Source organism: Hyphomonas oceanitis SCH89 (assembly GCF_000685295.1).
GTDB lineage: Bacteria > Pseudomonadota > Alphaproteobacteria > Caulobacterales > Hyphomonadaceae > Hyphomonas > Hyphomonas oceanitis.
Map to the genome: position 1 here is coordinate 15,933 of NZ_ARYL01000025.1, position 25,361 is coordinate 41,293.

Below are 25,361 nucleotides of genomic sequence, written 5' to 3' on the forward strand. Positions count from 1 at the left end.
GACATGTCCGACACGTTCAAACTGAATATCGATGGCCAGGACATTGAGGTCCCCAAGCACTACACGCTGATGCAGGCGTGTGAGGAAGCCGGCGCCGAGATTCCGCGCTTCTGCTATCACGAGCGCCTGTCGGTTGCCGGTAATTGCCGCATGTGCCTCGTCGAATGGGAAGGCGCGCCGAAGCCGATTGCATCCTGCGCGCAGACCGTTGGCGACATGCGCCCCAACCGCGACGGCTCCGCGCCGAACGTGCGCACCAAGGGCGACTATGTCCAGAAGGCTCGTAACGGCGTGATGGAATTCCTGCTGATCAACCACCCGCTCGATTGTCCGATCTGCGACCAGGGCGGTGAGTGCGACCTGCAGGACCAAGCCATGGCCTATGGCCGTGGCGGCAGCCGCTATGAAGAGAACAAACGCGCGGTCGACGACAAGAACATGGGCCCGCTGGTCAAGACGATCATGACCCGCTGCATCCAGTGTACGCGCTGCGTCCGCTTCGTGGCCGAAGTTGCAGGCGTGGAGGAGATCGGCATGATCTCGCGCGGCGAGAATGCCGAAATCACGACCTATCTTGAAAAGTCGCTGACATCCGAACTTTCGGGCAATGTGATCGACCTCTGCCCGGTCGGCGCGCTGACTTCCAAGCCTTACGCTTTCAACGCGCGCCCATGGGAGCTGCGCAAGACCTCGTCCATCGACGTCATGGATGCGATGGGCGCGTCAATCCGCGTTGATGCCAAAGGCGATGGCGTTATGCGCATCCTGCCTGAAACCAATGAGGAAGTGAACGAAGAGTGGATTTCCGACAAATCCCGCTTCGTGTGGGATGGCCTGGCCCGCCAGCGTCTCGACACGCCTTATGTCCGCGTCAACGGCAAGCTCGTTCCGGCAACCTGGGGTGAAGCTTTCGAAGCCGCCAAGACTGCACTGGCAGCGCCCGCCGACAAGATTGGCGTCGTCGCAGGCGACCTCATCGAAGTCGAACAAGCCAAGGCCGCGCTGGACCTGTTCCGCGCCATGGGGGTCCAGAACACAGACTGCCGCCCCGCTGGCGCCGTTTACGGCACCGACGGCGTGCGTGAGCGCTACATCCTCAACCCGACGCTTATGGGCGTTGAAGAGGCCGATGCGCTACTCCTGATCGGCACCAATCCGCGTGTTGAGGCAGCCGTCTGGAACGCCCGTATTCGTAAGTCCTGGCTTTGGGGCGAACTGAAGGTTGGCGTGATTGGCGAAGCGGTCGATCTGACCTATGATTATGACCATCTCGGCGCCGGTGGCGACGCGCTCGCGAATGTCGCAAGCAGCGATTTCTTCAAAGTGCTGAAAGATGCCAAGCGTCCCATGGTCGTCGTCGGCGAGGGCGCCCTTTGCCGTGCAGACGGTCAGGCCGTGCTGGATGCGGCGCTGAAGCTTGCTCAAGATGTTGGCGCAGTGGCGGATGACTGGGCCGGGTTCGGTGTCCTGCATAATGCGGCTGGCCGTGTTGGCGCGCTGGATGTCGGTTTTGTGCCGGGTGAAGGTGGGAAGCCAACAGCCGAGGTTCTCGGCGGCGGCATGGAGACCGTTGTCCTGCTCGGCGCTGACGAAGTCGACCTGTCAGGTATTGGCAGTGCGAAAGTTATCTATGTCGGCTCCCATGGCGACGCTGGCGCCGCGCGCGCTGACATCATCCTGCCTTGCGCCACCTATACCGAAATGGATGCCACTTACGCCAATACCGAAGGCCGCATTCAGATGACGACCCGCGCGGTCCAACCGAAAGGCGAGGCGCGCGAAGGCTGGGCAATCTTCCGCGCCCTGTCACAAGTCGTTGGCAAAACGCTGCCTTATGACACCGCTGCCGCACTACGCGCCAGCTTGCGTGGGTCGGAAGGCGAAAACACGGTCTTCTCCGGACTGGGATTCGCGCCGGGAGCCAGTGGCGCGTCAGCACTCCAGGCTTCTGGTTCGGGCTCGGCTGGGACTATCTCCGCAGACGCCTTCAAAGCGCCCATCGAGGATTTTTACCTGACAAACCCGATCGCAAGAGCGTCGAAGACCATGGCGGAGTGTTCATCGCTCAGCACGGCTCTGGACACTCCGGTAGCAGCGGAGTAGGGCGGCGGCATGAGCAATCTCATCGAGTCTTTCGGCGATTTCACGGGCTTCTGGATGGTGCTTGGCCAGATTGCCTTGTTCACGCTTGTCCTGCTGATTTCCATCGCATTCCTGCTCCTGCTCGATCGCAAGATCTGGGCTGGCGTGATGATGCGCAAAGGCCCGAACGTGGTCGGGCCGTTTGGTCTGTTCCAGTCATTCGCGGACTTCGGAAAGTTCCTGCTGAAGGAAATCGTCATTCCGGCGGGCGCCAATAAGACCGTGTTCATTCTCGCGCCGATCCTGACCTGTACGCTGTCATTCGTCGCATGGGCTGCAATCCCCGTCGCGCCGGGTACGACATCCGGCACAAGCTGGGTTGTCTCGAACCTCAACGTGGGTGTGCTTTACCTCTTCGCCATCAGCTCGCTGGGTGTCTACGGCATCATCATGGGCGGCTGGGCCTCGAACTCGAAGTATCCGTTCCTCGGGGCGCTGCGCTCGGCTGCGCAAATGGTCTCTTATGAAGTGTCCATCGGCTTCATCATCGTCACGGTGATCTTGCTGACCGGGTCCATGAACCTGAGCGCAATTGTCGAGAACCAGTCTGGCGGCTTCTGGAACTGGCACATCTTCAGTTTTCAGTACTTCCCGATGATTTTTGTCATGTTCCCGATGTTCGTGATGTTCTTCATCTCGGCGCTGGCTGAAACAAACCGCCCACCGTTCGACCTTCCGGAGGCGGAATCAGAACTCGTGGCTGGCTATCAGGTCGAGTATGGCTCCACGCCGTACCTCCTCTTCATGCTGGGCGAGTATCTGAATATCGTCCTCATGTGCGCCATGATGACCATCATGTTCCTCGGCGGCTGGCACGGCCCGTTCGATCTTGGCGACGTGGTGAAAGACTGGCCACCGCTGCTGCTCAGTCTGTCCGGCCTGTTCTGGTTCATGCTGAAGATCCTCTTCTTCTTCTTCATGTTCGCCATGGTGAAGGCCATCGTGCCCCGCTATCGCTATGACCAGCTGATGCGTCTCGGCTGGAAGATCTTTCTCCCCACATCGCTTGCAGCCGTCCTCATCGTTGCAGGCTATGTTGTTTATACCGGAGTGCAGGCATGAGCATCGCACAGACCATCCGCGGCGCGCTATTGACCGACTTCCTTGGCGCATTCTGGACCGCCCTTGGCGAGATGTTCCGTCGCAAGGCGACCGTGAACTATCCCTTCGAGAAGAACCCGCTCAGCCCACGCTTCCGGGGTGAGCATGCGCTGCGCCGCTATCCGAGCGGTGAAGAGCGCTGCATCGCGTGTAAGCTGTGTGAAGCCGTGTGCCCGGCGCAGGCTATCACGATCGAGGCCGAACCACGGGCAGACGGCGCGCGCCGCACGACGCGCTACGACATCGACATGGTGAAATGCATCTATTGCGGTTTCTGTCAGGAAGCCTGCCCGGTGGATGCCATCGTCGAAGGACCAAACTTTGAGTTTGCGACGGAAACACGCGAAGAGCTGTTTTACGACAAGGATCGCCTGCTAGCGAATGGTGACCGTTGGGAACGACTGATCGCGAAAAACCTGGAGCTGGACGCGCCTTATCGATAGGGGCGTGCCTGTAGAATGACTGAACCGGAGCGGCAGGGCAGAGGCCTCGCTGTTTCACCAAATAGGGGCTTTGAGGGCTTTGGCAGTTTACGCTTTCTGGATTTTGGCCACGATCGTGGTCTTGTCCGCCGTGATGGTGATCGCGGCGCGCAACCCCGTGCACTCGGTTCTCTTCCTGATCCTCGCCTTCTTCACGTCGGCGGGGCTGCTCGTGCTGATCGGCGCTGAATTCCTCGCGATGCTGCTCGTCGTTGTCTATGTCGGCGCGGTCGCGGTACTCTTCCTGTTTGTCGTCATGATGCTCGACGTGGATTTCGTCGAGCTGAAGCAGGGCTTTCTGAGCTATCTGCCTTTTGGCCTGCTGGTCGGCGCAGTCTTCCTCGCGGAAATCGTGATGGCGTCGTTTGCTGGGCTCGAAAACCATGTCGGCACCTTCGATGCTTCGCCGGGCGCAGAAACGAATGCCGAGGCCATCGGTCAGGTCATGTATACGCAGTATATGCTGCTGTTCCAGCTCGCGGGAATCGTGCTTCTCGTCTCCATGATCGGCGCCATCGTGCTGACGCTTCGTCATCGTCCCGGGGTGAAACGTCAAAGCATCGCTCACCAGACAGCACGGCGCCGTTCTGACGCCTTCGAATTGAAAGACCCGAGCTCCGGGCAGGGGATCTGATATCATGGACCTTGGACTTTCCCATTATCTCGCCGTATCGGCGGCCCTGTTCACGATCGGTGTCGTCGGCATCTTCGTGAACCGGAAGAACATCATCGTCATTCTCATGGCGATCGAACTGATCCTTCTGTCGGTGAACATCAACATGATCGCCTTCTCGGTGTTCAATGGTGACATCACCGGGCAGATCTTCGCCATGCTTGTCCTGACCGTCGCCGCCGCTGAAGCGGCCGTCGGTCTCGCCATCCTCGTCGTGTATTTCCGCAATCGCGGCGATATCGCGGTCGAGAATGTTGACCTGATGAAAGGGTAACGGACACATGCTGCCGGACTTCCTCATCCTTTTCATCGTCCTCGCGCCCGGTATCGTAGCGCTGTCGGGTCTTGTTCATAAGCAGATCGGCGATGCGCCGGTGATGATCCTGACGACAGGTACGGTCCTGCTCGCGGGCGCCCTGTCGCTTTACCAGCTGTTTGCCTATGCCGCCGGAATTCATGGCGCTGAAGGTCATGCCGAGGAAGTCGGTCATGCGGTTGAGGCTGTCGCCACGAATGGGGCACATGTCATCACCCTGATGCCGTGGATAGACGTCGGCGCGTTCCACGCAAACTGGGCGATCCGTATCGACACGCTGTCCATCGTGATGATGGCCGTTATCACAGGCGTCTCCGGCCTCGTGCACCTCTATTCCTGGGGCTATATGAGCGAAGATCCGCACCGTTCGCGTTTCTTTGCCTACCTGTCGCTGTTTACGTTCGCGATGCTGTCGCTGGTCGTGGCGGACAATTTCATCCAGCTCTTCTTTGGCTGGGAAGGCGTGGGCCTCGCGTCATACCTGCTGATCGGTTTCTGGTACACGAAGAAGGCGCCGAACGACGCCTCCATCAAGGCCTTCGTTACCAACCGCGTTGGCGACTTCGGTCTGGCGCTTGGCATCATGGCCGTGTTCTTCGTGTTCGGCTCGGTCGAGTTCGAGCCGGTCCTGACCGCGATCCGCGAGAATGCGATCGTGACGCCACTCGCCTTTGCCAGCGCGGCGCCAGCCCAGGATCTCGCGATCGACTTCCTGGGACAGCACGTCTACGCGCTTGAACTGATCGGCGTGCTTCTCTTCATCGGTGCGATGGGCAAGTCGGCCCAGTTCTTCCTGCACGTCTGGCTGCCGGACGCTATGGAAGGCCCAACGCCGGTGTCCGCACTGATCCACGCCGCGACCATGGTGACGGCAGGCGTCTACCTCGTCTGCCTCATGTCACCGCTCTATGAGCACACGCTTTATGCCGCCGGCATGATCACGATCATCGGCGCAGTAACCTGTCTCTACGCCGCAACGGTCGGCATGGCGCAGAACGACATTAAGCGCGTCATCGCCTATTCGACCTGTTCGCAGCTCGGCTACATGTTCTTCGCGGCAGGCGTCGGCGCCTATGAGGCCGCCATGTTCCATCTCTTTACGCACGCCTTCTTCAAGGCGCTCCTGTTCCTCGGTGCCGGCTCGGTCATCCACGGTATGCACCACGAGCAGGACATGCGCCGCATGGGCGGTCTCGCGAAATACATGCCGTTGACCTATGCGGCGATGATGATCGGTACGATTGCCATTATCGGCCTCGGCATTCCGCATACGCTGATCGGCTTCTCCGGTTTCTTCTCGAAGGATGCCATTCTGGAGAGCGCCTTCGCGGCGGGCGAACATCATGTCATGTTCGGCCAGGTGGCTTTCTGGTTCGGTATCATCGCGGCCATGTTGACCAGCTTCTATTCCTGGCGCCTCATCTACATGACGTTCCATGGTCCGATGGCCTCTGCGGAGCACGATGACGATCACGCGGATCACGCGCACGCTGCCGCGAACGATCACGGCCATGACCACGCACACGATGATCACGCCCATGAGCCACACGAGAGCCCGGCCATCATGCTGGTGCCGCTCGCGCTACTCAGCCTGGGTGCCATGTTCGCAGGCTTCTACTTCCACGATTGGTTTGTCGGGGATGCCGAGAGCGCTTTCTGGGGCAGCTCGATCTATTCGGCGGTCGACAACCATGTCCTGCATGACCGCCATGATGTGCCTGAGTGGGTGATCCTGGCCCCGCTGGTGGTGACCGTCATCGGTTTCCTGATCGCCACGTTCACCTATTTCTTCAATCGCGGCTTCGGCAAACGTATCGCCGACAGCGGTGGTCCACTGCACGCCCTATTTGCGAATAAGTGGTATTTTGACGAGATCTACAACGCGACGCTTATCAAGGGCTCGGCTATGCTGGGTAACCTGTTTTGGAAGGCCGACAAGAAAGTCATCGACCGTCTTGGACCCGATGGCGTCACATCCCTTACCCGCTGGAGTGCGCGCCGCCTGTCGGCCATGCACACCGGCTACCTGTATCATTACGCCTTCGTGATCATCGGTGCGGCGCTCGTCTTCGGCGCTGTGATGTGGTTGCGGGCTGGAGGAGCTAACTAATGGGCGGGTTCCCCATCCTTTCAGCAGTCGTTTTCCTGCCACTGATTGGCGCGCTCATCATCATGGGCGTCCGCACGGCCACGGCCGGCAGCTTCAGCAAGGAGGAGGCCGGTAAAGACAACCGCGCAGCCCTGCTTGCCGGCATGATCATCTCCGGTGCGACCTTCATTGCTTCGGTAGCAGCGTTCCTGACATTCGATTCAAACGCAGCCGGCTACCAGCTGGTCGAGCACTATGCCTGGTATGGCGCCGTGACCTACAAGGTCGGTGTCGACGGCCTCTCGATGCCGCTGATTCTGCTGACGACATTCCTCACGCCGATCTGCCTGCTGGCGAGCTGGAACTCGATTCATACGCGGGTCACCGAATACGTGGTCGCCTTCCTTGTGCTCGAAACATTCATGCTCGGCGTTTTCGCGGCGCTGGACATCGTTCTCTTCTACATCTTCTTCGAGGCTGGCCTGATCCCGATGTTCCTGATCATCGGTATCTGGGGCGGCAAGGAGAAGATATACGCGGCCTTCAAGTTCTTCCTCTACACGCTGCTTGGCTCGCTATTGATGCTGGTTGCCGTCGTTTACATGTTCCAGGCGGCTGGCTCGTCGGACATTGAAGTTCTGGAGAAATTCGCCTTCCCGCCACACGTGCAGACATGGCTCTGGCTGGCGTTTGCGGCATCCTTTGCCGTGAAACTCCCTATGTGGCCGGTGCATACTTGGCTGCCTGATGCGCACGTTCAGGCACCAACGGCCGGCTCTGTTATCCTGGCAGGCGTGCTGCTGAAAATGGGCGGCTACGGCTTCCTGCGATTCTCGTTGCCGATGTTCCCGGATGCGAGCCACCTGTTCCAGCCGGCGATGTTCGCACTGGCCGTTATTGCGATCGTCTACACGTCGCTTGTCGCGTGGCGCCAGACCGACATGAAGAAGCTGATCGCGTACTCATCTGTTGCGCACATGGGCTTTGTCACCCTCGGCATCTTCTCGTTCAACGAGGTCGGTGTTCAGGGTGCCATCTTCCAGATGCTCAGCCACGGCCTGATCTCCGGCGCGCTCTTCCTGATCGTCGGAGTGGTTTACGACCGCATGCACACACGCGAGATCGCTGCCTATGGCGGCCTCGTCAATCGCATGCCGGTTTACGCAACCCTGTTCATGCTCTTCACGATGGCAAACGTGGGCCTGCCGGGCACCAGCGGCTTCATCGGTGAAATCCTGACCATGGTTGGCGGTTTCCAGGCGTCGACCTGGGCGGCTGCCGGAGCAGCCCTCGGCGTGATCTTCTCGGCTGTCTATATGCTGACGCTCTACCGTCGCACCGTGTTCGGCGAGATCACCAATCCGAAACTCGAAGGCATCCGCGACATGAGCATGATCGAACTGGTCTGTATCGTGCCGCTGGCCTTGCTTACCTTGCTGTTTGGCGTGGCGCCGAACCTGATTTTCCACATTACTGAAGGGGCGACCAACCGCATTCTGTCCCTGATGGTCGGAGGCTGACGGCCCATGCTCGACTATACTGCTATGATCCTGGCAATCGGACCGGAGCTTTGGCTTGCGGCAGCTGGCCTTGTGGGCGTCCTGCTGGGCGCCTTGCTCAAGGACCGGTTCAACAGCCTGTCATTCAAATACGGCGCGCTGGCCCTGTTCGGCGCTGCGGCAATCACGCTCATCTTCTATGAGGGCGGTGAGGCGTTCGGCGGCCTCGTGAGAACGAACACGTTCGTGAACTTCGCAAAATTCGTCAGCTTCTCTGTTGGCGGCTTCGCGCTGATCATGTCCGAGGGCTTCCTCAAGCGTCATGACACGATCCGTTACGAATACGTCCTGCTGACGATTTTCGCGTCGCTCGGTATGGGCATCATCCTGTCCGCTTCAGACCTCATGACCCTCTATATGGGCATCGAGACGCTGAGCCTCTCGTCCTATGTGCTGGCCGCGTTCCACCGCGACTCTGCGCGCTCTTCCGAAGCGGGCCTCAAGTATTTCGTACTGGGCGCACTGGCATCCGGCATGCTGCTCTATGGCGCTTCGCTTGTGTACGGCTTTGCAGGCACGACGAGCTATGCCGGCATCTTCACGGCTGACACATCCATTGGGCTCCTCTTCGGCATGGTCATGATGATTGTCGGCCTGGCCTTCAAAGTGTCTGCTGCCCCTATGCACGTCTGGACGCCCGACGTTTACGAAGGCGCCCCCACGCCAGTTGGCGCTTTCTTCGCGACCGCGCCCAAAATGGCCTCCATGGTCGTCTTCGCGAATGTCATGTTCACGGCCTTCGGCAACATTCTCGACCAGTGGCAGATGGTCATTTCGATCATCGCCGGCATGTCGATGCTTGTGGGTTCGTTCGGCGCGCTGACGCAGACCAACATCAAGCGCCTTCTTGGCTACTCCTCGATTGCCAACATGGGCTACGCACTTGTGGCCGTTGCTGCAGGACGTGAGACCGGAGCAGGGGCCCTGCTGATCTTCATGACCCTCTACGTGATTTCATCGCTCGGTCTATTTGCCGGCGTGCTGGCGATGCGACGCCGCGGTGGCATGGTTGAGAGCATTGACGAGCTTGGCGGCCTGATGAGCTCGCGCCCATGGCTGGCGATCGCCCTGTCTATCCTGATCTTCTCGATCGCAGGCCTTCCGCCTTTCGGTGGTTTTTTCGGGAAATGGGAAGTCTTCAATGCGGGCATTCAGGCAGGTCTTATGCCGCTCGCGATCATTCTGGTGGTCGCGTCGGTTGTGTCGCTGGGATACTATCTCCGCGTCGTCAAGATCATGTGGTTTGATGAACCGAAAGAGCGCTTCGAGCCGATTGACGGTTCGGTGACGCTCACTGTTCTGGTCTCGGCCTTTGTGGCGGGCATCGTGTTCCTGATCTTCATCAACGCGCTAGCCGAGTGGGCCAATACGGCCGCGTTGGGACTGCCCTCTTGAAGTTTGACTGGCCCGTCCATCATCTCGGCACGATAGACAGCACCAATACCGAGGCAAAACGCCGTGCCGCGACAGGGGGATTCACCGACTGCTGGCTTGTTGCCGAAACTCAGACAGCTGGTCGCGGACGGCTTCAGCGGAACTGGCTGTCACCGCCGGGAAACCTTTTCACGACAGTGCTCTACCGCGAACCAAGCGGCCTGGCTGTCGCCTCCCGTACACCGTTTGCCGCAGCGCTGGCCGTCAGTGATATGGCGCTGCAGTTCGCGCCTGATGCCGCTGTTCAGGTCAAATGGCCAAATGACGTACGTATCCATGGCGCGAAACTGTCCGGCATCCTGATCGAAACCGGCATGTCAGGCCCTGATACGTGGGTAGCCGCTGGCATGGGTATCAATGTCACACATGCGCCAGAGGGCGCAGGCCAAAGCGCAACTTCAATTGCAGCTTTGCGCGGAGACACGGTCATTACCGCGGCCATGGTGTTTGATGCACTGAGAGACGCCTTTTCAGCACGCCTCGTCGAGGCTCGCTCGGGCTTCTCAACGCTGCGAAAAAGCTGGCTGGAACGTGCGGAGGGGCTCGGTGGGACTATACGTGTAAACGCCTCGGCAGAGCCTGTTGAAGGCATTTTCGAGGACATGGACGAAACGGGTGCCCTTATACTCAGATTGCCCGATGGCACGCGGCAGACCATAAGGGCTGGAGACGTTGACCTGATAGGGAGAGTATAAGCGCGATGCTGCTTGCGATTGACGTAGGTAACACGAACACTGTTTTCGGCGTGCACGATGGCGACAAATGGGTCGTCCAGTGGCGCAGCGCCACTGATGCCCGCAAGACGGCCGACGACCATGCGGCATGGCTCTGGCGCCTGGCGGACATGCACGGCATGGATCTAAGCAAAATCAATGGCTGCGTGATTTCGACCGTTGTGCCGCAAGCGGTGTTCAACTTCCGCAACCTTGCACGCCGTTATCTGAATGTAGAGCCAATGTTCATTGGTGATCCAGCGCTCAAATCGGGCGTCGAAATCCGTATTCACCGCCCCGAGCAAGTCGGTGCCGACAGGATTGTCAGCGCGCTCGGTGCGCATGTCACCTATCCGGGCAACCTGATCGTCATCGATAGCGGTACGGCGACAACGTTTGATATCGTTGCAGAGGATGGCGGCTTTGAGGGCGGCATTATCTCCCCTGGTATCAACCTTTCTGTCAGCGCCCTGCACGATGCCGCAGCGCAATTGCCGCGCATCGCCATTCAGCGCCCCGCGCGGGTAATTGGCCAGGATACGATCAGTGCGATGCAGTCCGGTGTGTTCTGGGGTTATATCGACCTGATTGACGGGCTGGTGCGACGCATCAAGGCCGAGTATGGAAAGCCCTTGCAGGTGGTTGCGACCGGCGGCGTTGCCTCGCTTTTTGAAGGCGCCAGCGAAACGATTGACCACTATGACCCGGATATTCTCATCACGGGCCTCCTCGAAATCTATAAACGTAATAAATAGGACCTTATGGCCGATTCAGCACAAATCAGCGACGAACTCGTTTTCCTCCCACTAGGGGGATGCGAGGAAATCGGCATGAACCTGAACGCCTACGGCTATGGGCCGGCCCATGCGCGCCGCTGGATCCTTGTCGATGTGGGCGTCACGTTCGGATCGCTGGATACGCCGGGGATCGACCTCATCTGCGCCGATCCTGACTATCTCATCGGCGAGCAGATCGACGCGATCTTCCTGACCCATGCCCATGAAGACCATATCGGCGCTGTCGGCCTGCTTTATCCGCGCCTGCAGACCAAGGCGCCTATCTATGCGACGCCGTTCACAACGGAACTCGTGCGCTCCAAGATGCTGGAGCGCGGTGTCGATCCGCGTTGGCTGAAGCCGGTTGCGCTGGGCGGCACGGTCGTTGCCGGGCCGTTCTCGGTCACTTACGTGACCCTGACCCACTCCATCCCTGAACCCAACGCGCTGGCCATCGAGACCCCGGCAGGCATGATCCTGCACACCGGCGACTGGAAGATCGATCCCGATCCACAGATTGGCGGGCCGACGGACATCAAGGGCCTTACGGCGCTCGGTGATCGCGGCGTGCTGGCCATGGTCTGTGATTCCACGAACGTGTTCGAGGAAGGCGAGTCCGGCTCTGAAGAGACCGTGAAGCAGGGCCTGATCGAACTCATCGCCGAACAGAAGCAGGCCGTTGCCGTCACGACCTTTGCGTCCAACGTGGCGCGCGTGAAATCCATCATCGAGGCGGCTGAACTGGCCGGTCGCAGCGTCTGCCTCGTCGGGCGCAGCATGCACCGCATCACTGATGCCGCAAAAGCCGTCGGCATCCTGCCGCGCAATATGGAATTCGTGAACGAGGCGGACGCCAGTTCCATTCCGGCCGAGAACATTCTCTATCTCTGTACTGGTAGCCAGGGCGAGGCACGCGCCGCACTCGCTCGTATCGCCCGCAAGGACCACCGCAACGTGTCGCTTCATGAGGGCGACTGCGTGATCTTCTCGTGCCGCATCATTCCCGGTAATGAGCGCGAAATCTTCCAGCTCCAGAACTCGCTCGCCGACCAGGGCGTGCGGATCATCACGCCGCGCATGGTGAAGGATCCGATCCACGTCTCCGGCCACCCGTGCCGCGGCGAGCTGCAGCGCATGTACCAGTGGGTACGGCCCGAGATTGCCGTGCCTGTCCATGGCGAGCGCCGCCACATCGTGGAACACGCCGCATACGCCAAGTCGCTGCAGGTGCCGCAGTCAATTGCCCCGCGCAATGGCAGTCTTGTGCGCCTCGCGCCGGGAAAGGCCGAGATCATTGATCTTGTCCCTGCCGGGCGCCTTTATCTCGATGGCAAGTTCCTCGTGCCGGAAGGCGCGCAGGGCATAAACGAGCGCCGCAAACTTGCGGAGAATGGTTTCGTACTTGCCAGCGTCGTCATCGATGAAGCCGGTGACGTGATTGACGGCCCGGTCGTGGTCGTTCGCGGCTTCTCTGAAGCTGACGGGCGCCTTGCTGACGAAAGCCTCGATGAGCTGGATGAGGCAGCGGAAAATGCTGTCCAGAAAATGAAGCGCAAGACCCGGCTTGAAGATGATCTGGTTGAACGCGAGATCGGCCGCGCGTTGCGCAAGGCCTGCGATTCCACGTTCGGCCGACGCCCGATGATAGATGTGACCGTATTGAGGAGTTGAACACGATGAGCGAATTCAAACTGGGCCCGCTGAACCACGTTGGCGTTGCCGTTCCGGACCTTGAGGAAGCCTGCGAAACCTATCGCACCCTGTATGGCGCAACCGATATCACCACACCTTTCGACATGCCGGAGCAGGGCGTCAAAGTCTGCTTCGTCAACCTGCCCAACGCGCAGATCGAACTGATTGAGCCGCTGAACGCCGAATCGCCTATCGCCAATTTCATCACGAAAAACCCCAAGGGTGGACAACACCATGTCTGCTTTGAGGTGGATGATATCAACCAGGCCGTGGACGAGATGAACAAACGCGGCGCGACAGTGCTCGGCAAGCCGCGCATCGGCGCACATGGCACCATGATCATCTTCGTGCACCCGAAGAACTCGAACGGCGTTCTGATCGAGCTGATGGAAACGCCGAAAGGCCACCACTAATGACCATAGCGAGCGGCGTTGTCGTCTTCGTGTTGTGTTGGTGGATCTGCTTCTTCGCAGTCCTGCCGATTGGCGTTCGCGGTCAGTTCGAGGATGGCGCGCACACACCGGGCACCGAAGAAGGCGCGCCTGTCCGCCCCATGATCTGGAAGAAAGCGCTGTGGGCCAGTATCGGCGCAGCAGTTCTGACAGCCATTGCCGCCGTCGTTGTGCCGCTGCTCCTTGCGGAGTAGGGGCGGCTGCGGCTAGTTGAGCGCCAAGTCCATCGATAACGGGGAATTCATGCGCCTTTCCAAGTATTTTCTGCCGGTCAGCAAAGAGGCCCCGGCAGATGCGGCCATCGCATCGCACAAGCTGATGCTGCGTACCGGCATGGTTCGCCAGAACGGCGCCGGTATCTACACGTGGCTGCCGATGGGTCTGAAGGTTCTGACGCGGATCGAGCAGATCGTGCGCGAGGAGATGAACCGCGCGGGCGCCGTTGAAATGCTGATGCCGACGCTGCAGCAAGCCGATCTATGGCGCGAATCCGGACGCTATGACGACTATGGCAAGGAAATGCTGCGCATCACCGACCGGCACGACCGCGAGATGCTCTTCGGCCCGACCAATGAAGAGCTGATCACGGACGTGTTCCGGGCCTATGTGAAAAGCTACAAGCAGCTGCCGCTGAACCTTTATCACCAGCAGTGGAAGTTCCGCGATGAGGTCCGTCCGCGCTTCGGCGTCATGCGCGGCCGTGAATTCCTTATGAAGGATGCCTATTCCTTCGACCTGACGGAGGAAGACGCGCGCGTATCTTACCGCAAAATGTTCTGTGCTTATCTCAATGCCTTTGACCGCATGGGCCTCACGGCCATTCCGATGCGTGCCGATACCGGCCCCATCGGCGGCGACATGAGCCACGAATTCATCATCCTGGCCGATACGGGCGAAAGCGCCGTGTTCTGCGACAAGGCCCTGTTGGACCTGCCGCCGCCCGGACTGGACCTGGATTTCGACAGCGACCTGAACGCCGAAGTCGAAAAGCGCACGCAGTATTATGCCGCGACCGAAGAGATGCACGATGAGGCAGCCTTCGCGGCCATCCCGGCTGAAAGCCGGGTGTCTGCACGCGGCATCGAAGTTGGCCATATTTTCAACTTCGGTACCAAGTATTCGCTGCCCATGAACGCGGTTGTGCAAACGGCAGACGGCCAGATGGTGCCCGTGCAGATGGGCAGCTACGGCATTGGCGTATCCCGCCTTGTCGGCGGCATCATTGAGGCCTGCCATGACGAGAACGGCATCGTGTGGCCGGAATCGGTGGCCCCTTGGCATGTCGGCCTGATCAATATGCGCGTTGGCGATGCAGCCTGTGACGCCGCCTGCGACGACGCCTATAAGGCGCTGACGGACGCAGGCATGGACGTGCTCTATGACGACACGGACGAGCGCGCGGGCGGCAAGTTCGCCCGGATGGAACTGATCGGACTGCCATGGCAGATCGTTATCGGGCCGCGCGGCATCGAGAACGGGGTTGTCGAGGTCAAGCACCGCAAGACGGGCGAGAAGACCGAGATGCCCTTTGCGGAAGCGATCAAGAAAGTGGCGCCAAAATGAGCGAGCTGGGTCATCGCGCCGCGCCGTTCGGCATGCTGGAACGCACGCTGGCCTGGCGCTACCTGCGCGCCAAGCGGGAACATGGCGGGGCGTCGCTGATCTCGATCATTTCTTTCGTCGGCATCTTCTTCGCCGTGGCTGCGCTGATCATCACCATGTCCGTCATGAGCGGTTTCCGGGCGACCCTGCTGGATGCGCTGCTCGGTGGCCAACCCCATGTCTATGGCGTGGTCAGCAGCTATACGGAAGACGAGGCCAACGCCCTCGCTGCCAAGATCCGCGAGATCGACGGCATCACGAGCGTGACGCCCTATATAGAGGAATACGTCCTGATCACGGCCAATGGCCGCAAGACGGGCGCTGCAGTCCGGGCGATCCGCAATGAAGACCTGGCGACGATGCCCTTCCTCAAGGACGGTGGCAAAGCCGCCGTCGATGCTGGCTTCGGTGAGGGCCGCAATGGTGGTGACGTCATTATGCTGGGTGCCTTCCTCGCAGCCGGGCGCGAAGGCCTGGGCGTTCGTCCGGGCGACAAGGTTGAGATCATCACCTCGCAGCAAACTGCTGGTCCGATGGGCGGCACACCGCGCAGCAAGTCATACGTCGTCGGCGATATCTTCAAGACAGGCAGCGTCGAACTCGACAGCCTCTATGCCTTCATGCCGATGGAACAGGCGCAGATCCTGTTCCAGTCCAAGGGCCACTATTCCATGCTGGATATTAGGCTGAAGGACCCCGAAAAAACACACGAAGCCATGGCGGCCATCGCCAACGCGACCGGCAATGCGCTCTACACATTCGACTGGAAGAGCCAGCGCGAGAGCTATCTGAACGCATTGCGCGTTGAGCGCACGATGGTGCGCCTCCTGGTCATGGTCATCATGGCGATTGCGACACTTAACATCATCGTTGGCGTGGTGATGCTGGTGAAGAACAAATCCCGTGATATCGCGATCCTGCGCACAATCGGTCTCGGCCGGGGCGGCGTTCTGCGTGTCTTCCTGCTTGTGGGCACAGTGCTGGGCACGGCTGGGGCGCTTCTCGGCGTGCTTGTGGGCGTTCTCGTGGTGCTCAACATCCATTACGTGGAAGCCTTCATCAACCTGTTCGTCCAGGGCGAAGTCTTCGATGCGGAAACCTATGGCCTTGAAGGCCTGCCTGCGATCCTCGACTGGCATGAAGTGATCCGCACTGGTCTCTATGCCCTCTTCATGTCGATGGGCGTCTCGATCATTCCGGCCTGGTGGGCCTCCCGCCAGGATCCGGTCAGCGCCTTGAGGTTCGAATAATGTCCGGTCCCGTCCTCGAACTCATCGGCATCGACCGAACCTACCGGACCGAAGCGGGCGAACTGCCGGTCCTCCGAGGGACCGAGTTACGCCTGAATGCGGGTGAGCTTGTCGGCCTTGTCGGGCCATCAGGGTCAGGTAAATCCACGCTGTTACACACGGCGGGCCTGCTGGAGCGCCCGGAAGGTGGCAAGGTCATGCTCGATGGCATCGACTGCCTCTCACTCGACGATCGGGGCCGCACCGCTGTTCGGCGCAACAAGATCGGCTTCGTCTACCAGTTCCACCATTTGCTTCCGGAATTCAACGCGGCGGACAATATCGCCATGCCGCTGATGATTGCCGGCGTGAAGAAGAAAGCCGCGCGCGAGAAGGCTCAGGCGCTACTGGAAGTCATGGGTCTCGCTGATCGCGGCCATCACCAGCCGGGCCAGATGTCCGGCGGCGAGCAGCAGCGCGTGGCGATCGCCCGCGCACTGGCCAATGACCCGCGCCTCGTGATTGCCGACGAACCGACCGGCAACCTTGACCCTGTCACGACTGAGCGCGTCTTCGCGACCCTCATCAAGATGGTGCGCAATGAAGGCGCGGCGGTTCTGGTGGCAACGCACAATTTCGCGCTGACACAGCATATGGACCGCGTCCTCACCCTACAGGACGGCCAACTGGTCGATTACAAGCCGGAATAAGCTGTGGAACAGCCGTCGCTGACGGGTGGTCTGGTTGCGGCAGCAGCGGCATTGTACACTCTCCGCAGGAGAAATCGCTTTGCCTGAGTCGCCCTTCATCCACCTTGCCGTGCGGTCGAGCTATTCTCTGCTCGAAAGCATGATCACGCCCAAGGGCCTGAAAGGCTGGCTGCTGGAACACGGCATGCCGGCGGTTGCGGTGACGGACCGGAACAACCTCTTCGGCGCACTCGAAATCTCGCTCACCATGTCGGATGCCGGCATCCAGCCCATCATGGCCTGCTGCTTCGACCTGACGGACGGCGCTCATCGCAGCGAACCGAGCCGTATATCGCTCTACGCCCAGGACGAGACCGGCTATCAGCGGCTGATGCTGCTGTCGTCGCGCGCGTATCTCGATGCCGACGACGGTGTGCCGAAACTGCACCGCGACCTGCTGCTGAACGACACGGACGGCCTGATCGTTCTGACCGGTGGCTCCGAAGGAGAAATCGCCCGTCACTTGCTGAAGGGGAGGGTTGCCGATGCCCGCACTGAACTTTCGACGCTTGCGAGCGCCTTTCCCGGCCGCTGCTATGTCGAGATCACACGCCATGGCATGCCGGACGAGGTGGCCGTTGAGCCCGGACTGATCGATCTGGCCTATGAGCTGGACCTGCCACTGGTCGCCACCCACGACGCGCGCTTCATGAAGCCGACCGATGCCACGGCGCACGACGCACTGATGTGCATCGCCAATGGCCAGTATCTTGGTCAGGAAGACCGCAAACGGGTCTCCACGTCGCAATATCTCAAGTCTGCCGCTGAGATGACGGAGCTGTTCGCAGACCTGCCTGAAGCCATTGAGAACACGGCTGAAATCGCGCGGCGCTGCTCGGTCAAATCCGTCACCCGCGCACCGATCCTGCCTTCGTTCAGCAATGAGGGCCGCTCGGAGATCGAGGAGTTGCGCAAGCAGGCAACGGAAGGCCTCGAAGGCCGTCTCGAAGCGGCGAGCAAGCTCTACGCCGAGCGGGAGACCTATTTCAAACGCCTTGATTACGAACTCAGCGTTATCGAACGGATGGGCTTTCCCGGCTACTTCCTGATCGTTTCGGACTTCATCAAATGGGCCAAGGAGCAGGGCATCCCGGTCGGGCCGGGCAGGGGCTCGGGTGCTGGCTCGCTCGTCGCCTGGTCGTTGCTGATCACTGACCTCGACCCGCTTCGCTTTGATCTCCTGTTCGAACGCTTCCTGAACCCAGAACGCGTCTCGATGCCCGACTTCGACATCGACTTCTGCCAGGAGCGGCGCAGCGAAGTGATTCGCTATGTCCGCGACAAGTATGGCGCCGACAGTGTGGCCATGATCATCACGTTTGGTACGCTCCAAGCCAAGGCTGTGGTGCGCGACGTCGGCCGCGTTATGCAGATGCCGTATTTCCAGGTCGACCGGCTCGCCAAGCTGATCCCTTTTAATCCGGCCAAGCCGCCCAAGCTGCAGGAAGCCATCGACGACGAGCCGAAGTTCGATGACGAGATCGAGGCTGACCCGCGCGTCGGCGAGTTGATCAAGATCGCGCTCGCGCTGGAAGGGCTTTACCGGAACGCGGGCACGCACGCCGCAGGTGTGGTGATCGGCGACCGTCCACTGGTCGAGATTGCGCCACTCTACAATGATCCGAGAGCGGACCTGCCGGCCTCGCAGTTCAACATGAAATATGCCGAGATGGCCGGGCTCGTGAAGTTCGACTTCCTCGGCCTGAAAACCCTCACGGTGATCGACCGCGCGCTGAAGCTGATCCGCCGCGATGGCCGCGACGTGGGGCCTGAGTGGGAGAACCTCGACGACAAGGCGACCTATGACCTGATGGCGAGCGGTGACACGCTTGGCGTGTTCCAGCTCGAAGGCGCGGGCATGCGCGACACGCTGCGCAAGGTCCGCCCGAACAATATCGAAGACGTCATTGCCATCATCTCGCTCTACCGCCCTGGCCCGATGGAGAATATCCCGGTCTATGTGCAAGGCAAGGAAAACCCGGAGGGCGTGCGATATGCCCACCCGGACCTGAAACCGGTCCTTGAAGCCACCTATGGTGTTCCGGTCTATCAGGAACAGGTCATGCGGATGGCGCAGGAAATCGCTGGCTACTCGCTTGGTGAAGCGGATCTTCTGCGCCGCGCCATGGGTAAGAAAAAACTTGAAGAGATGATCGCTCAGCGCAAGCGCTTCGTTGAAGGTGCGGCAGCCAGCAAGGACATGGACGAGCCGCTCGCCAACGAGATCTTCGACACGATGGAGAAGTTTGCCGGTTACGGCTTCAACAAATCCCACGCCGCCGCCTATGCACTGATCGGCTACCAGACGGGCTACCTCAAGCGCCATTTCCCGGTCGAGTTCCTCGCTGCCTCCATGAGCCTTGATCTCGGGAATACTGACAAGCTCGCTGCCTTCTTCCAGGAAGCGCGAAGGCTGAAGATTCCAGTTCTGGCGCCGGACGTGAATTCCTCGACCGCGGACTTCGATGTCCGCGACGGCGCTGTGGTCTACGCGCTGGGGGCGCTAAAGGGCGTTGGCCTTGAAGCCATGCGTCATGTGGAAGCCATCCGGAACACAGATGGCAAGTTCGACAGTCTCTATGATTTCGCCGAACGGGTGGACCCGCGTCATATCAACAAGAAGGCCTTCGAATCCCTCTCCAAGTCCGGCGCGCTGGATGGGCTCGACGCAAACCGGGCCAAGGTGCTCGCGGCGGCGCCAATCCTGGCCCAGATGGCCAACAAGTCAGCCGAAGACCGTCAAGGCGGGCAGGGGGGCTTGTTCGGTGAGGCCGAGCCGGCCCTGCGGCCGTCGCTTCCCACGGCCAAGGCCTGGAACGGCCAGCAAAAGCTGGACGAGGAATTCAAATCCATCGGATTCTACTTCTCGGGTCACCCGTTGGACGATGTGCTCGAGGGCATCGACCGGGACCGTGTCACGCTCGCCATCGAGATTGAGGAACGCGCCAGCGACGGCAAGCCGCTCGAACTGATCGGCGTCGTGCGCATGCGTAACGAGAAACCGGCCCGCAATGGCGGCAAGTTCGCCTTCCTCACCTTGTCTGACCCAACGGGCGAAGTGGAGATGATGGTCTTTCCGGAAACGCTGCAGCAAAGCTATGACCTGCTACAGGTGGGCAATGCCGTGGCCATTACGGTCGGCGTGAAGCGCACCGGCGACGAGATCAAGCTGAATGCCGAGCGGATCGTCCAGCTCGAATCAGCGCGCCTGTCCAAATCCATGGGCGCCCTCAAGGTCCGGCTCGCTGTCGGGGCCAAAACCGACGATATCGTGGGTATTATCAGCCATCTGGGACGCCTGCAGGACCATGAACGGGGGGCGATTCTGGTCGAGATGCCGCTTGAGGATGGCCGGATTGTGCTCCTGCGCCTCGCGGATACATATACGATCGGCCTCAAGGCCCAGCGGGCCCTCAAGGATGCCCCCGGTGTCGAGCGCGTCGAACCCATGAAGGCCGCGTGACAAAAGCGCATCTGGGCGGCTTGCCGAAGGTGCGGTTTTCTGTATAAGCCGCCTCATCTGAAACCAATTCCCGGGTGCATCCGGTGCGGAAAGCCATTTTGGCCCAACGTTCCACCCGCGAAGGCTAACCGGATGGAGAAAATTGATGGCACTACCTGACTTCACAATGCGTCAGCTGCTCGAAGCTGGCGTTCACTTCGGTCACCAGACCCACCGCTGGAACCCGCGCATGAAGCCGTACATCTACGGCGAGCGTTCCGGCATCCACATCATGGACCTGTCCCAGACCGTCCCGTCGCTGCACCAGGCGCTCGTTTTCGTGCGCGACACGGTTGCCAAGGGCGGCCGCGTTCTCTTCGTCGGCACCAAGCGCCAGGCGTCTGATCCCGTGGCAGAAGCAGCCCAGCGCTGCGCCCAGTATTACATGAACCACCGCTGGCTCGGCGGCACGCTGACCAACTGGACCACCGTGTCCAAGTCGATCAAGCAGCTGAAAGAGCTGAACGCGATGTTCTCGACCGGTGGCGGCGAAGGCCTCACCAAGAAAGAGCTTCTCGACCTGGAGCGTCGCCGCGACAAGCTTGAGCGCGCCCTCGGTGGTATCTCGGAAATGGGCGGCCTGCCGGCTGCCATGATCGTGATCGACACGAACAAGGAAGCTATCGCCGTCATGGAAGCCCGCAAGCTGGGTATCCCGGTTGTGGCTGTTCTCGACACGAACTGCGATCCTGCAGACGCTGACTACGGCTTTGCCGGCAACGACGACGCGGCGCGCGCCATCTCGCTCTACTGCAACCTGTTCGCAGATGCAGTGCTCGATGGCCTTGCAGAGTCGACGGCTGGCCTCGGTGTTGACCTCGGCGCCCTCGAAGACCTCGATGGCCTGGCCGATGCTGATGTCGCTGCTGCTGATGGCGAAACCACGGAAGATGCAACGGGCGCCTAAGCCCTCCGAGTTGAACTCTTACACTGAAGGATAACCGCAATGGCCCAGATTACTGCTGCGCTCGTCAAGGAACTGCGCGAGAAAACCGGCGCAGGCATGATGGATGCGAAAAAAGCCCTCGTTGAGAATGACGGCGACGAAGAAGCCGCCATCGAGTGGCTGCGCGCCAAAGGCCTGTCCAAAGCTGCCAAGAAGTCGGGCCGCACCGCTGCTGACGGCCTCGTGGCTGTGAAAGTGTCGGCTGACGGCAAGTCCGGCGCGATCGTCGAACTGAACGCTGAGACCGACTTCGTAGCCCGCAACGAAGGCTTCCAGAAAGCCCTCGCCGGCATCGCTGAAGCCGCACTCGGCACCGGTGGTTCGGTTGAAGCTGTCGCCGCTGCGCCTGCACCAGACGGCAACGGCACGGTTGACGACATGATCAAGCGCATGATCGCCACGATCGGCGAGAACATGACGCTGCGCCGTTCGGCCAAGGTCTCGGCTGACAAGGTTGCTTCCTATATCCACAACGCCGAAACGGCTGGCATGGGTAAAGTCGGCGTCCTGGTGGCCCTGTCGGGTTCCGGCGATCTGGAAGATATCGGTCGCAAGATCGCGATGCACATCGCTGCAACGTCGCCGGCTGCTGCCACGACGGACGAGCTCGACCCGGCTCTGGTTGAAACCGAGAAGCGCGTGCTGACCGAGCAGGCCCGCGAAAGCGGCAAGCCTGACAATATCATCGAAGGCATGATCAAGGGCCGGATGCAGAAGTTCTACAAGGAAGTTGTTCTTCTCGAGCAGCCCTTTGTCATGAACCCTGACCAGACGGTTGCCGCCTATCTGAAAGATCAAGGCGCGACATTGACGGGCTTCGTTCACTTCAAACTGGGTGAAGGTATTGAAAAAGCTGCGGATAACTTCGCAGATGAAGTGGCTTCCCTCACAAAAGGCAGCTGATCGGGCTTGCCTTTAGCCCCACGTGAGGCCTTAAACAGTCCCGGCTGCCCATGACAGGCAGCCGGGAATCTTTTAGGAGCTCTATTCAGGGCTTCAAGTGACGGAGAAAGCTATGCCAGGCGAGAATCCGGAGACCAGCCCGCTAAAATACAAGCGTGTGCTCCTCAAACTGTCCGGCGAGGCCCTTATGGGCCCCGGCCAGTTCGGCATCGACATCCCCACCGTTGAACAGTTCGCCAAAGCCATTGCAGGGGCCCGCACAGCCGGAGCCGAAATCTGCCTCGTCATCGGGGGTGGCAACATCTTCCGGGGCATGGCGGGCGCTGCCAAGGGCATGGAGCGGGCGCAGGCTGACAGCATGGGCATGCTGGCCACGGTCATGAACGCCCTCGCCATGCAAAGCGTGCTCGAAAGCCAGGGCGTGCCAACGCGCGTCCAGTCGGCCATCAACATGGACCAGATCTGCGAGCCCTACATCCGTCGCCGCGCCCAGCGCCACATGGAAAAGGGCCGCGTCGTTATCTTCGCCGCCGGCATCGGCAACCCCTTCTTCACAACGGACACGGGCGCTGCCCTGCGCTGCATCGAAATGAATTGCGACGCGCTTTTGAAGGGCACACAGGTCGACGGCGTCTATACGGCCGACCCCAAGCTCGACAGCACCGCGACACGGTATGAGAAGGTGGCCTATCAGGAATTGCTGGCCAAAGACCTGCGAGTCATGGATTCGTCAGCCGTCAGCCTCATGCGTGACAACAATGTCCCGATTGTGGTTTTCTCGCTCAAGGAAGAAGGTTCGCTCCTGAATGTCCTGCACGGGCGGGGCACATCGACAACGATATCGAACGAAGGAGGGGTCGCGAAATGACCTATGAAAAGAAGGATCTTGAACGCCGGATGGAAGGCGCGCTGACGTCGCTGTCGACCGAGTTCAGCGGCCTGCGTACGGGCCGGGCTTCGGTAAACCTGCTCGATTCGATCAACGTGCCCGCCTATGGCTCGACCGTGCCCCTGTCCCAGGTCGCTTCGGTGTCCGTCACCGACATGCGCATGCTGTCCGTCAACGTGTGGGACAAGACCGTTGTTGGCGCTACGGACCGCGCCATCCGCGAGTCCGGTCTGGGCCTCAACCCGATCATGGATGGCCAGACCCTGCGCATTCCGATCCCACCGCTCAACGAAGAGCGCCGCGTGGAGCTGACCAAGATTGCTGGCAAATATGCCGAAGCCGCAAAAGTCGCCGTGCGCAACATCCGCCGCGACGGCATGGACAGCCTGAAGAAGATGGAAAAGGACGGCGAGATCAGCGAAGACCGCCTCCACAGCCTCTCCGATGAAGTCCAGAAGCTGACAGATGCCTTTGTTGGCCGTGTGGATGACGCGCTTAAGGCTAAAGAAACGGAGATCATGCAGGTCTAATGTCTGCCGTATCCGCCTCTGATGTCACCAATGTTGTATCGGGGCAGCAGCCGGGGCTCTCCCATGTCGCGATCATCATGGATGGCAATGGCCGCTGGGCCAAGGCGCGCGGCCTTCCGCGTGCAGCGGGTCATGAGCGCGGCGTTGAGGCCCTGAGGCGCACGGTTGAAGCAGCTGGTGAGATCGGCATCCGCTACCTCACCGTATTCTCCTTCTCCACTGAGAACTGGCGCCGTCCTGCCGCCGAAGTGAACGCGCTGTTCGGCCTGCTGAAAGCCTACGTCCAGCGAGATTTGGCCCGGCTGACACAGGAGGGCGTTCGCGTTCGCATCATCGGCCAGCGCGAAGGCCTGCCGGCGGATGTCGCAGCCCTCGTCGACAAGGCTGAGCGCACGACGGCTGCGAACACCAAATTCTTCCTGACAATCGCCTTCAATTATGGTGGCCGCGAGGAGATCACCCGCGCTGCCCGCCGCATGGCCCGCGCAGTTGAAGCGGGTGAGCTGAAGGCCGACGACATCGACGAAACGCGTCTCGGCCACTTCCTCGATACGGAAATGCTGCCAGACCCCGATCTTCTCATCCGCACCAGCGGCGAATACAGGCTCAGCAATTTCCTGCTCTGGCAGTGCGCTTATGCAGAACTCGTCTTCATGGATGTCCTGTGGCCGGACTTTGATCGTGCCTCCCTCGAGGAGGCTCTGGCGAAATATCAGGAGCGCGAACGCCGGTTCGGCGCGGTCACGCCTGGGGCCTACTAATGGGCGACTGGACGCCGCGCGACCGGCGGTTCTCAGAGCTTGGCCTGCGCCTGATGTCTGCGGCAGTGCTCATTCCCGTGGCCGTTGCGATGGTCTGGGCAGGCGGCTGGTGGCTTGGCATAGGCTGCGCCGTCTTTGCAGCAGCCATGGCCCATGAGTGGAGCCAGATAAGCGTTTTCCCGCGTCCGCGCGCCATGTCGGCTGCGGCGGCGCTGTGCCTGCTGTCGCTCCCGCTCGGCCTCGTCTGGGTCTCAGTGTTGGTTTTCGCTGCCGGGATGGTGTTTTGCGCCGTCGCAGCGGGCGGGACGCCGCGCTTTCGCAGTACAGCCATGTTCGGCCTTCTCTACGTCTCCGGCATGGCGGCCGGCCTCTATTTTCTCCGTTCTGGCCCATGGGATGGTCGCGCCGCGGCCCTGTTTTTCATGTCCCTCGTTTGGGCGTCTGATGCCGCCGCCTATTTCACCGGGCGCGGCCTCGGCGGACCCCGTCTGCTGCCAAGCGAGAGCCCGAACAAGACCTGGAGCGGTGCGCTGGGTGCCGTGACAGCCTGCGGCCTCTGCGGCCTCGCTATCGGCGACATCGAAATGGCGTCTTATCCTGTATGGATTGCAGCAGGCGTGGGCACGTCCATCGTGGCCCAGGTCGGGGATCTCTTCGAGAGTGGCATCAAGCGCCGCTTCAAGGTCAAGGATGCGGGCACATTGTTGCCGGGACATGGCGGCGTGCTGGACCGTGTGGACGGCCTGGGTGCTGTTTGTATTTTCGGATCGCTAGCGCTCTATGCCATACCGGGGTTCGCAGAAACGCTTGGATTCTAGTTT

Annotated in this window: 23 protein-coding genes; all 23 read left to right on the forward strand. The window is 60.5% G+C overall.

Translation table 11 applies throughout. The features are described 5' to 3' along the window. Positions 1–3: 3 nt before the first annotated feature. The 23 genes from nuoG to HOC_RS14890 all read left to right on the forward strand — a co-directional run bounded on the left by nuoG (position 4) and on the right by HOC_RS14890 (position 25,358). Positions 4–2,103 (forward strand): NADH-quinone oxidoreductase subunit NuoG, encoded by a 2,100-nt coding sequence (gene nuoG / locus HOC_RS14780; protein WP_035539959.1) that lies wholly within the window; start codon positions 4–6, stop codon positions 2,101–2,103. 9 nt (positions 2,104–2,112) lie between these two features. Continuing rightward, positions 2,113–3,204 carry an NADH-quinone oxidoreductase subunit NuoH gene (gene nuoH / locus HOC_RS14785; RefSeq protein WP_035539960.1) on the forward strand — a complete coding sequence of 364 codons (1,092 nt, stop codon included), beginning with the start codon at positions 2,113–2,115 and terminating at the stop codon, positions 3,202–3,204. Beyond that, entirely contained in the window at positions 3,201–3,686 is a 486-nt protein-coding gene (nuoI, locus tag HOC_RS14790) for an NADH-quinone oxidoreductase subunit NuoI (protein WP_035539961.1), read from the forward strand. The genes nuoH and nuoI overlap by 4 nt, the downstream gene beginning before the upstream one ends. A 133-nt stretch (positions 3,687–3,819) precedes the next feature. Then, complete coding sequence (locus tag HOC_RS14795; protein WP_418887185.1) at positions 3,820–4,359, forward strand: NADH-quinone oxidoreductase subunit J; 540 nt, start codon at positions 3,820–3,822, stop codon at positions 4,357–4,359. A gap of 4 nt (positions 4,360–4,363) precedes the next feature. Further along, positions 4,364–4,672 (forward strand): NADH-quinone oxidoreductase subunit NuoK, encoded by a 309-nt coding sequence (gene nuoK / locus HOC_RS14800; RefSeq protein WP_035539963.1) that lies wholly within the window; start codon positions 4,364–4,366, stop codon positions 4,670–4,672. A 7-nt stretch (positions 4,673–4,679) separates the two neighbouring features. Further along, positions 4,680–6,824, forward strand: coding sequence for an NADH-quinone oxidoreductase subunit L (nuoL, locus tag HOC_RS14805; RefSeq protein ID WP_035539964.1), 2,145 nt, complete (start codon positions 4,680–4,682; stop codon positions 6,822–6,824). After that, positions 6,824–8,323, forward strand: coding sequence for an NADH-quinone oxidoreductase subunit M (locus tag HOC_RS14810; protein WP_035539965.1), 1,500 nt, complete (start codon positions 6,824–6,826; stop codon positions 8,321–8,323). The genes nuoL and HOC_RS14810 overlap by 1 nt, the downstream gene beginning before the upstream one ends. A 6-nt stretch (positions 8,324–8,329) precedes the next feature. Further along, positions 8,330–9,757, forward strand: coding sequence for an NADH-quinone oxidoreductase subunit NuoN (nuoN, locus tag HOC_RS14815; RefSeq protein ID WP_051624940.1), 1,428 nt, complete (start codon positions 8,330–8,332; stop codon positions 9,755–9,757). Next, on the forward strand, positions 9,754–10,491 hold the full coding sequence (locus tag HOC_RS14820; protein WP_035539968.1) for a biotin--[acetyl-CoA-carboxylase] ligase: 738 nt from the start codon (positions 9,754–9,756) through the stop codon (positions 10,489–10,491). The genes nuoN and HOC_RS14820 overlap by 4 nt, the downstream gene beginning before the upstream one ends. A gap of 5 nt (positions 10,492–10,496) precedes the next feature. Further along, a complete protein-coding gene (locus HOC_RS14825; protein WP_035539970.1) occupies positions 10,497–11,264 on the forward strand; it encodes a type III pantothenate kinase in 768 nt (255 codons plus the stop codon). 75 nt (positions 11,265–11,339) lie between these two features. Further along, a complete protein-coding gene (locus tag HOC_RS14830; RefSeq protein WP_241767044.1) occupies positions 11,340–12,956 on the forward strand; it encodes a ribonuclease J in 1,617 nt (538 codons plus the stop codon). Between the two features lie 5 nt (positions 12,957–12,961). Beyond that, positions 12,962–13,390 (forward strand): methylmalonyl-CoA epimerase, encoded by a 429-nt coding sequence (gene mce, locus HOC_RS14835; protein ID WP_035539973.1) that lies wholly within the window; start codon positions 12,962–12,964, stop codon positions 13,388–13,390. Beyond that, entirely contained in the window at positions 13,390–13,623 is a 234-nt protein-coding gene (locus HOC_RS14840; protein WP_035539975.1) for a DUF1467 family protein, read from the forward strand. The genes mce and HOC_RS14840 overlap by 1 nt, the downstream gene beginning before the upstream one ends. A 49-nt stretch (positions 13,624–13,672) precedes the next feature. Then, positions 13,673–14,992: a proline--tRNA ligase gene (gene proS, locus HOC_RS14845; RefSeq protein WP_035540025.1), complete on the forward strand. Its 1,320-nt coding sequence runs from the start codon at positions 13,673–13,675 to the stop codon at positions 14,990–14,992. Next, positions 14,989–16,281, forward strand: coding sequence for an ABC transporter permease (locus HOC_RS14850; protein WP_035539978.1), 1,293 nt, complete (start codon positions 14,989–14,991; stop codon positions 16,279–16,281). The genes proS and HOC_RS14850 overlap by 4 nt, the downstream gene beginning before the upstream one ends. Further along, positions 16,281–16,970: an ABC transporter ATP-binding protein gene (locus tag HOC_RS14855; protein WP_035539980.1), complete on the forward strand. Its 690-nt coding sequence runs from the start codon at positions 16,281–16,283 to the stop codon at positions 16,968–16,970. The genes HOC_RS14850 and HOC_RS14855 overlap by 1 nt, the downstream gene beginning before the upstream one ends. A gap of 79 nt (positions 16,971–17,049) precedes the next feature. Beyond that, positions 17,050–20,472: a DNA polymerase III subunit alpha gene (gene dnaE, locus HOC_RS14860; RefSeq protein WP_051624941.1), complete on the forward strand. Its 3,423-nt coding sequence runs from the start codon at positions 17,050–17,052 to the stop codon at positions 20,470–20,472. A gap of 145 nt (positions 20,473–20,617) precedes the next feature. Then, positions 20,618–21,418, forward strand: coding sequence for a 30S ribosomal protein S2 (gene rpsB, locus HOC_RS14865; protein ID WP_035539982.1), 801 nt, complete (start codon positions 20,618–20,620; stop codon positions 21,416–21,418). Between the two features lie 39 nt (positions 21,419–21,457). Further along, the gene (gene tsf, locus HOC_RS14870) at positions 21,458–22,360 is read left to right on the forward strand and encodes a translation elongation factor Ts (RefSeq protein WP_035539985.1); all 903 of its coding nucleotides are present in this window, start codon (positions 21,458–21,460) and stop codon (positions 22,358–22,360) included. 112 nt (positions 22,361–22,472) lie between these two features. After that, on the forward strand, positions 22,473–23,228 hold the full coding sequence (gene pyrH, locus HOC_RS14875) for a UMP kinase (protein ID WP_035539987.1): 756 nt from the start codon (positions 22,473–22,475) through the stop codon (positions 23,226–23,228). Further along, positions 23,225–23,779 carry a ribosome recycling factor gene (gene frr / locus HOC_RS14880; protein WP_035539990.1) on the forward strand — a complete coding sequence of 185 codons (555 nt, stop codon included), beginning with the start codon at positions 23,225–23,227 and terminating at the stop codon, positions 23,777–23,779. The genes pyrH and frr overlap by 4 nt, the downstream gene beginning before the upstream one ends. Next, positions 23,779–24,540, forward strand: a complete 762-nt coding sequence (locus HOC_RS14885; RefSeq protein ID WP_035539993.1) for an isoprenyl transferase — start codon at positions 23,779–23,781, stop codon at positions 24,538–24,540. Before frr ends, HOC_RS14885 begins: the two co-directional genes overlap by 1 nt. Further along, positions 24,540–25,358 carry a phosphatidate cytidylyltransferase gene (locus HOC_RS14890; protein WP_035539996.1) on the forward strand — a complete coding sequence of 273 codons (819 nt, stop codon included), beginning with the start codon at positions 24,540–24,542 and terminating at the stop codon, positions 25,356–25,358. The genes HOC_RS14885 and HOC_RS14890 overlap by 1 nt, the downstream gene beginning before the upstream one ends. Positions 25,359–25,361: the final 3 nt, after the last annotated feature.